General features: G+C 74.3%; 6 protein-coding genes. 5 read left to right on the top strand and 1 reads right to left on the bottom strand.

Annotated features, from left to right (window positions below; translation table 11 throughout):
* Positions 1–1,420 precede the first annotated feature (1,420 nt).
* From ABD284_RS25600 to ABD284_RS25590, 3 genes are all read left to right on the top strand, one after another.
* The gene (locus tag ABD284_RS25600; protein WP_344149032.1) at positions 1,421–2,188 is read left to right on the top strand and encodes an alpha/beta fold hydrolase; all 768 of its coding nucleotides are present in this window, start codon (positions 1,421–1,423) and stop codon (positions 2,186–2,188) included.
* A 377-nt stretch (positions 2,189–2,565) separates the two neighbouring features.
* Positions 2,566–3,408, top strand: coding sequence for a fluoride efflux transporter FluC (locus tag ABD284_RS25595; protein ID WP_344149030.1), 843 nt, complete (start codon positions 2,566–2,568; stop codon positions 3,406–3,408).
* A complete protein-coding gene (locus ABD284_RS25590) occupies positions 3,405–3,773 on the top strand; it encodes a fluoride efflux transporter FluC (RefSeq protein WP_344149027.1) in 369 nt (122 codons plus the stop codon). Before ABD284_RS25595 ends, ABD284_RS25590 begins: the two co-directional genes overlap by 4 nt.
* 124 nt (positions 3,774–3,897) lie before the next feature.
* On the opposite strand, the gene ABD284_RS25585 is transcribed toward ABD284_RS25590, so the two are convergent.
* Positions 3,898–4,542, bottom strand: coding sequence for a class II aldolase/adducin family protein (locus tag ABD284_RS25585; protein WP_344149025.1), 645 nt, complete (start codon positions 4,540–4,542; stop codon positions 3,898–3,900).
* Positions 4,543–4,902: 360 nt separating this feature from the next.
* On the opposite strand from ABD284_RS25585, the gene ABD284_RS25580 reads away from it, so the two are divergent.
* Together ABD284_RS25580 and ABD284_RS25575 are read left to right on the top strand one after the other, a co-directional pair.
* Positions 4,903–6,390 (top strand): aldehyde dehydrogenase family protein, encoded by a 1,488-nt coding sequence (locus ABD284_RS25580; protein ID WP_386698800.1) that lies wholly within the window; start codon positions 4,903–4,905, stop codon positions 6,388–6,390.
* Between the two features lie 199 nt (positions 6,391–6,589).
* Positions 6,590–6,737, top strand: a 148-nt coding sequence (locus tag ABD284_RS25575; RefSeq protein WP_344149035.1) for a lycopene cyclase family protein, incomplete at its 3' end; no start/stop codon positions are given.

Here is a 6,737-nt window from a genome sequence, read left to right as displayed (position 1 = left end):
GAAATGTCCGCCACGGCGGGCGCAGGAACCGTCCCACCACCAGCCCGAACCCGCCGCCGCTCTCGCCGGGCCCGCTATCACTCTCGCCGGGCGCCCCACCGGCAGGCACCGGAGCCGATACTCGCCGGGCCCAACAACCCACCGCCCTCGCCGCCCGTCGCACGCCTGACCGACGAGCACCCGGACCGCTGGACGCGGGCTCAACCGTCCGCTTCATTGCTGCCCCGTCGCAGGTTCGACCACCGGACACCCGGTCCGGTGGGCGCGGGGCCCTACCACCCACCGACCTCGCTGCCCTGTCACACGCGCAACCGCCGGGGACCCGATCCGGTGGGCGTGGGTTCAACTGTCCGCCGTATTCGCCGCCCCCGTTACGCGCCCAACCGGCCAACACCCCAACCGCCGAACGCCGAACGCCGACCGAACCACCCGCCGCCCTCGCCGCCCCGTCGCACGCCCAACCGGCCAGCACCCCAACCGCTGACCGCCGACCGAACCATCCGCCGCCCTCGCTGCTCCGTCGCAGGCTCTACCACCGGGCGCCCGAACGCTGATCGCCGACCGAGCTTCCCGCCGCCCTCGCCGCCCGCCGCACGCCCAACCACCGGGCACCCCAGCCGCTGACCGCCGACAGAACCACCCGCCGCCTTCCCTGCCCCGTTGCATGTGCAATCAGCACGCACCGGGAGCGCTGGTCGCGGGCCGAGCCTTCCGCCGCCTTCGCTGCCCCGTCGCACGCGCAACCGGCAAGCACTGGAACCGCCGAAGGCCGACAGAACCACCCGCCGCCCTTGCTGCCCCTTCGCGTGCGCAACCACCGAGGACTGGAGCGGTGATCGCAGGCCGAACCGTCCGCCATCTTTGCCGCTCCCGTAGCATGCCCAACCGGCCAACACCCGGACCGCTGACCGCCGACCGAACCATCCGCCGCCCTCGCCGCCCACCGCACGCTCGTCCGGCGAGCACCCGAACCGCCGAACGCTGACCGAACCACCCACCGCCCTCGCTGCCCCGTCGCAGGCTCGACCGGTGGCCGCGTGCCGAACCGTCCGCCGCCTTTGGTCCTTGCCGCACGCCCAACCGGCCAGCACACGAACCGATGGCCGCCAGCCGAACCACCCGCCGCCTTTGCTGCCTCGTTGCGGCCCCGACCACCGGACACCCGGTCCGGTGGGCGAGGGCCGAACCATCCGCTGCCCGCGTGGGAGTGGCACCGGGGCGATACGGGTCGGAAGGGGACCGGCTACCGGTCGGTCGGCCAACCCTCAACCACTCCTCGGCCAGCCGCCTGCCACCGGCCTCGCCGGGGCCGCCGCCGGGACGGAGTCGGATTCCGACGAATTCATCGAATGACCTGGAAACACGCGGAGCGACACGCGGGGCCGATACGCTTGCCACCTGGAGAACCAGGAGGTCGCGCATGGCCGTCGTTGCCCTCCACTACCGCTTTGACGGACCCAGGCACGCCCCCGTCGTGCTGCTGCTGGCTCCGCCGGGAGCGAAGTGGACGGTGTGGGAGCCCCAGATGCCGGAACTGACGCGTGAACTGCGCGTTCTTCGCGTCAACCACCGCGGCCACGGCCGCTCGCCCGCTCCCGACGGCGACTACTCGATGGACGACCTCGGCGCGGACCTGCTCGCCCTGCTCGACGAGTTCGGCCTGGAACGGCTGTCGGTCGTGGGAGCGGGGGTCGGCGGCATGCTCGCGACCTGGTTGGCCGCCGCCCGGCCGCGGAGCGTGGTGCGGCTCGGCTACGTGGTCGGCACCGCCGCCGTGCCGCCCAGCGGGCCGTGGCGAGGGATGGCGGGCCGCGCCCGCGCCTCAGGCATGGCGGCCGTGGTCGACGAGGCGACCCGGTGCTGGTTCACGCCCGGATTCGCCGAGTACCGCCCCGACGTGGTCAAACGGCTGGCCGAGGAGTTCACCGGGGTGGCGGCGGCGGGCTTCGCGGGCTGGTGCGCCGCGGTGGCCGGGCTCGACCAGCGCCGACTGCTGGCGCAGGTGAGCGCGCCTGCGCTGGTCGTCGCCTCGGCGCACGACCCCCTGCTGCCGCCGGGCCGCAGCCGCGGGCTGGCACGCGGACTGCCCAGCGCCCGGCTGGAGTCGGTCTCGGGCGCGGCCCACCTCGCCGGGATCGAGCGCGCCGACCGGGTCAACGAACTGCTCACCGAGCACCTGGTGTACTGACACCGCCTGCCGCGCTGCCGCTCCTGACAGGTCCCGTCGCTCCCACCGCTCCCCCGGTGCTGCCGATACCACTGGCCCTGCCGGTCCGCGCCGATACCGTCGGCCCTGCCGCTCCTCGCCGGTCCCGCCGCTCCTCACAGGTCGCGCCGCTCCTGCAGCTCCCGCCGCTCCTGCAGCTCCCGCCGGCCCCGGCTGCCTCGCGGTATCCCACGGGTCCGGTATGCCCCATGCCCCCGGCTCGTCTAGTATCGGCGGTGCGAGAGGACGGCCGTGGCGGTGGGACCCGCCACAACCTCCCGGCGTGCGGGCGCCGGGCAACCGCGACGCAGCCGCCGATGGTCCCTACCAGGTGACACACGCGCCGGTAGGAGTGGACCATGCCCGAACGCCCCGAACCCTCCGACGTCTCGGATTACCCGGACTTCCCGGACTTCCGGGACTCCTCCGAGGCCCGCGGACCGGACGCCCGAACCGAGGGCCCCGCCGACACCGCGGAACCCGACGGACCTCCGCCCCCGAGCGAGGCGACAGCCCCCGCCGGCGCGGACGAGCCCGCCAACCCCGGCGAGCCCGCCGCCCCCGCCAACCCCGGCGACCACACCAACCCCACCGACAACACCCACTCGGCGAACGCCTCCGATGCCGCCGCTGCCTCCCGGACCGCCCCGGCCGCGGAAGCGGCGCCCCGCGAGGTCGTCGACCCGGACATCGACCTGCACATCCCCCGCCAGCGGCGCGAGCTTCGCGACGCCCCCTGGTCGGTGCTCGCCGCCGTCGCGCTCGGCGGTGCGCTCGGCGGAGCCGCCCGCAGCGCCCTCGCATCGACGCTGCCGCACGCGGCGGGCGGCGTCCCCTGGGCCACCCTGATCGCCAACGTGTCCGGGTGCCTGCTGATCGGCGTGCTGATGACAACGGTCGCGCGCCTCCCGGCGGACACGGGCCCGTCGCGGCTGCTGCGCCCGTTCGCCGGGGTCGGCGTCCTCGGCGGCTACACCACGTTCTCCGCCCACGTCGGCGACGTGCGGGGCCTGCTGGAGAGCGACGCTCCCGCCGCCGCGCTGGGCTACACCGCCGCGACGCTGCTGGGCGGCCTCGCCGCCGTGTGGGCCGGTGTCGCGCTGACCGAGCGCCTGCTCGACCGCCGCTCGGCGCGAGCGCGAGCGCAGGCGTTCGCGGGCGGACGGGGCAGCGCCCGCGGGGACGCGGAGGCGTCGCCGTGACGATCCTGCTCGCCGCGCTGGGGGCCGCGATCGGCGCCCCGCTGCGCTACCTCACCGACCGGTTCGTCCAGCAGCGCCACGACTCCGCCTTCCCGTGGGGCACGCACGCCGCCAACGCGACGGCCTGCCTGCTGCTGGGACTGGCCGGCGGGCTCGCGCTGCCCGACTGGGCGACCACGCTGCTGGGCACCGGCGTGCTTGGCGCCCTTTCCACCTACTCGACCTTCGGCTACGAGACCTTCGCTCTGCTGCGCGAGCGCGAGCGCTTCCTCGCCTTCGCCAACGTCGCGGCCTCCCTGGCGGCGGGGTTGGGCGCACTGCTGATCGGCCTGGCCGTGGCCGCGTCGCTCACCGGCGGGGGCTGAGCGGGTGAACGCCCCGCGCCCCGCGCGCGATGGCCGATCGAGCGAGCACCGAGCAGGCACACCCGGCCACCGCCGACCACGGCCGCCCGCCACCCGTCCCACGCCACGACCCCGCCAAAGCGGCTCAGAGGATGTCCGGACCCGCCCAGGCGTAGGAGTCGCGCGCCCGCACCTCCGCGAGCTCGTCCTCGGTGAGCACCCGGGGCTCGCCCAGGCTGCGCGCGCGGATGTAGACCCCGCACAGCCACTCCAGCAGCCGCGCGTGCTCGAACGCCTCCACGGGCCCGGCGCCCACGGCCAGGCCGCCGTGGTTGGCCAGCAGCGCGGCGCGCTTGCTCTTGAGCGCCTTGACCAGGTGGTCGGCCAGCTCACCGGTGCCGTAGGTGGCGTACTCGGTGACCGGGATCGCACCGCCCAGGCGCGCGGCGCTGTGGTGGACGGGCGGAAGCTCGGCCAGCGCGGCGGCGACGACCGCCGCGTGGTCGCCGTAGGCCTGCACGACCGCGCCCGCGTCGCTGCTGCGGTAGGCGGCGGTGTGCAGGGTGGTCTCGGCCGCGGGCTCGCGGCGGCCCTCCAGCACACCGGCGTCGATCGACAGCACCGGGCAGTCGGCGGGCTCGACCTTCTCCAGGGGGACCCCCGCGGGCGTGACCGTGACGAGGGAGCCGCTGCGCACGCTGACGCTGCCGCCCTCGTGCCGGGCGAGCCCGCACTCGGCGAGCCGGCGGGCGGTCAGGCACACGTCTCGGCGTTGTTGCTCCAGCAGCATTGGTCCTCGGTCTCGCGCGGGAGGGCAGGATCGGGGCGACAGCGCCCGGCACACTGTTAGGCATGCCTAATCTACGTTAACCCGGGACCGGGTGGTCTTGTCCAGGCCGCCGGGGCGAGGTGCGCCGGAGCGCCGGTGCGGCGGGGAGATGCGGCCTCGTCCACGCGTCGCGAAGAGCGGCCTGCGGGTGGTGCGAATCACGGAATTCTGCCCCGATTCGCTGTATTTGTCCAGCTCAGCTACGGTACTGCGGTTGACGATCGATTTGTGACGACCTTGCAACGGCCGTTTCAGGCCACTCCACTTGGGGAGGAGGGTGCCGTGATCGGACCTGACCTTCGACTACCGGCCAAGCCCTACCTGTCCGAACCCGGATCAGCGGGCGCGGAAAGCAACTACATCGACGGGGCGTGGCGTGCCGCCGACAAGGGCGGAACCCGCAACGTGCTCAACCCCTACGACGCCTCAGTGCTGACCGTCGTCAGCGAGAGCGGCGCCGCCGACGCCGAGACCGCCGTCGCCGCCGCCCGGGCGGCGTTCGACCGCGGCGACTGGGCGCGCCGCCCCGCGGCCGAGCGCGGCGAGATCCTCGGCCGCATCGCCGACCTGCTGCAGCGCGACCGCGACGAGATCGCGCTGATGGAGTCGCTGGACACCGGCAAGACCATCGAGGAGGGCGGCATCGACGTCGACGACGTCACCGCCGTGTTCCGCTACTACGCGGGCCTCGCCGACAAGGACGCCGGCCGCGTCGTGTCCGCGCCCGAGGGCGTCTTCAGCCGGGTCGTCTACGAGCCGGTCGGCGTGTGCGCGATGATCACGCCCTGGAACTACCCCCTGCTGCAGCTCTCATGGAAGATGGCCCCGGCCATCGCCGCCGGCGACACCATGGTGGTCAAGCCCAGCGAGATCACCCCGGTGACCACCTGCAAGCTCGTCGAGCTGTGCACCGAGGCCGGCGTGCCCGCCGGGGTGGCCAACCTGGTGCTGGGCACCGGCGCCGAGGTGGGCTCCGCCCTGGTCGAGCACCGCGACGTCGACCTCGTCTCCTTCACCGGCGGGCTGGCCACCGGCAAGCGGATCATGGCCTCGGCCGCCGCGACGGTGAAGAAGGTCGCCCTGGAGCTGGGCGGCAAGAACCCCAACATCGTCTTCCCCGACGTCGACCTGGACACCGCGGTGGACTACGCCATGATGGCGGCGTTCTTCCACTCCGGCCAGGTCTGCTCCGCCGGCGCGCGCCTCGTCGTGCACGAGGACGTCCACGACGAGTTCGTCGCCGAGCTGTGCCGCCGCGCCGAGCGCGTTCGCCTGGGCTGCGGCCAGCACGAGGGCGTGCAGTGCGGGCCGCTCGTCTCCGCCGAGCACCGGGCCAAGGTCGAGGCCGCCGTCGCCCGCGGCGTCGAGGAAGGCGCCACGCTGGCCGCCGGCGGCCACCGCCCGGACGAGCCCGAGCTGGCCGACGGCTTCTTCTACCGGCCCACCGTCTTCACCGGCTGCCGCGGCGACATGGACATCGTGCAGACCGAGGTCTTCGGCCCCGTCGTCACCGTCGAGACGTTCCGCACCGAGGACGAGGCCATCGCGATCGGCAACGACACCGACTACGGCCTCTCCGGCGCGGTGTGGACCGACGACCCCGGCCGCGGCGAGCGCGTCGCCGCCGGGCTGCGCCACGGCACCGTGTGGATCAACGACTTCGGCCCGTACTTCCCCGGCGCCGAATGGGGCGGTTTCAAGCGCTCCGGAGTCGGCCGCGAACTCGGCCAGGCGGGACTCGACGAGTACCGCGAGGCCAAGCACATCTACCGCAACCTCGCACCCGAACCCCAGCGCTGGTTCGACTGACGCCGCGGGGGCGCCGCGCACCGGCGCCGCGCCCCCGCGCCCGCCCTTCGCAGGGCCGCCCGAGCGCGCGCCGGAAGAGCCGCCGAGCCCACCCGCCGGCAGGCCCCGCGCCTCCCCGTGAAACCGACCGACGCGAAACACCGGCCGACCCGTGCCGTCTACGGGAGCGTGCCGGCCACCGGAAGAAGGAGCTGCCCAGGTGTCCGCAAGCGACAGCGACTCCGTCTACGACTATGTGGTCGTGGGCGGCGGGACCGCGGGCTCGGTGATCGCCAACCGCCTCACCGAGGACCCCGGCACCAGCGTCTGCGTCATCGAAGCCGGCCCCAGCGACCGCGACCAGGAAC

The organism is Streptomonospora arabica (assembly GCF_039531585.1).
Lineage (GTDB): Bacteria > Actinomycetota > Actinomycetes > Streptosporangiales > Streptosporangiaceae > Streptomonospora > Streptomonospora halophila.
This window is presented reverse-complemented; position numbering and strand designations above follow the sequence as displayed.

Excerpts from the sequence above, each read along its gene's own strand:
- ABD284_RS25595 (WP_344149030.1), top strand. The coding sequence starts at position 2,566 with ATGCCCGAACGCCCCGAACCCTCCGACGTCTCGGATTACCCGGACTTC.
- ABD284_RS25585 (WP_344149025.1), bottom strand. The coding sequence starts at position 4,542 with ATGCTGCTGGAGCAACAACGCCGAGACGTGTGCCTGACCGCCCGCCGG.
- ABD284_RS25600 (WP_344149032.1), top strand. The coding sequence starts at position 1,421 with ATGGCCGTCGTTGCCCTCCACTACCGCTTTGACGGACCCAGGCACGCC.